The organism is Marinobacterium lacunae, assembly GCF_000705555.1.
In the GTDB taxonomy this organism is placed as follows: domain Bacteria; phylum Pseudomonadota; class Gammaproteobacteria; order Pseudomonadales; family Balneatricaceae; genus Marinobacterium_D; species Marinobacterium_D lacunae.
Genome location: NZ_JMQN01000017.1, coordinates 1 through 1,333, shown reverse-complemented (window position 1 = coordinate 1,333; position 1,333 = coordinate 1). Strand labels below are relative to the sequence as shown.

2 protein-coding genes are annotated in these 1,333 nt (G+C 54.3%); both read left to right on the top strand.

Features of this window, described 5'->3' with window-relative positions; genetic code table 11:
• Window positions 1–140: 140 nt before the first annotated feature.
• Complete coding sequence (locus ADIMK_RS06845; protein WP_036185513.1) at window positions 141–449, top strand: transposase; 309 nt, start codon at window positions 141–143, stop codon at window positions 447–449.
• 8 nt (window positions 450–457) lie between these two features.
• Window positions 458–1,303, top strand: a complete 846-nt coding sequence (locus ADIMK_RS06840; RefSeq protein WP_036185512.1) for an IS3 family transposase — start codon at window positions 458–460, stop codon at window positions 1,301–1,303.
• Window positions 1,304–1,333 lie beyond the last annotated feature (30 nt).

The window sequence follows — 1,333 nt, the reverse complement described above, 5'->3', positions numbered from 1 at the left end:
AATACGTTCCGGCCACAAAAAGCGTGGCCTCCACCGGACTCGCTTTTTCTCGCCCTTTAGCGCGGCGTTAGGCTCCCGAGTTACCCACGAACAGTAGACACCTTCTATAGTTAGGTTTACGCCTGACGAGGAGGTGTAAGATGTCCCGGAAAAAGTATCAGCACTACACGGAGGAGTTCCGTCGCGAAGCGGTCAAACGTGCGGACCAACCCGGAAATACGGCTGCCTCGGTTGCCAAGGAACTGGGTATACACCCCGGTCAGATCTACAACTGGAGACGGCAGTTCCATCGATTATCGGAGAAGCAGTTCAACAGCCTGAATGGGGTCGATTACTCCAAGTCGGAGAGTGACGAGGTCCGCCGGTTGAAGCGAGAGCGCGATGAACTGAAAAAGGAGCTCGAGTTTCTAAAAAAGGCTGCTGCGTACTTTGCGAGCCAGCACGAGTAAAGTACGCTCTGATACAGGAGTATCGAGGGCAGTATGCGATACGCCTGATGTGCCGGGTGCTCAAGGTATCGGCATCAGGATATTACCGCTGGTTGAGCCGGGACGTCAGTTCCCGCACGCTCAGACGGCAGATCATGGAAGAGCAGGTTATGGACACCTTTGCCACCTACAAGGCCCGCTATGGGGCACCCAGGATTGCCAAGGAGCTTAATGCACTAGGCACCCCGTGTTCGGTGAACTACGTCGCTAACATCCTGAAACACAATGGCACGCGGGCGCGTAACGGCAAGGCGTTCAAGTACACGCCAGCCAGGGAAGCGATGACCGGTGTGGCCGATAACCTACTCAAGCGTCGCTTCAACGCGGCGGGTCCGAACCAGAAGTGGACCACCGATATCACCTACATCTGGGTCAGGGATCGCTGGTTGTACCTGGCCACAGTAATGGACCTGTATTCCCGCAGCATCGTCGGTTGGGCTTTGGATACCAGCATGACCGAGCAACTGATTACTGATGCACTGCACATGGCCTTCACGCGCCGGGAAATCGAGCCTGGCTTGATCATCCACTCGGACAGAGGCGTCCAGTACCGCTCCAACCACTATCAGGCTTTGATGGAGCGTCATGGCTGTCGGCCCAGTATGAGCCGAAAAGGGAACTGTTGGGATAATGCCGTAATGGAGTCGTTTTTCAGCCGTCTCAAGGTAGAGCTGATCTATGCTGAACAGTATCGGACAGTAGAAGAAGCGAAATCAGGGATCTTCGAATACATCGAAGTATTTTATAACCGCATACGTAGGCACTCGGCTTTGGGCTATGTCAGTCCGGCAGAGTATGAGCGCAAATGCGCATAACCTAGTGTCTACTTTTTGTGGGTAGGACCA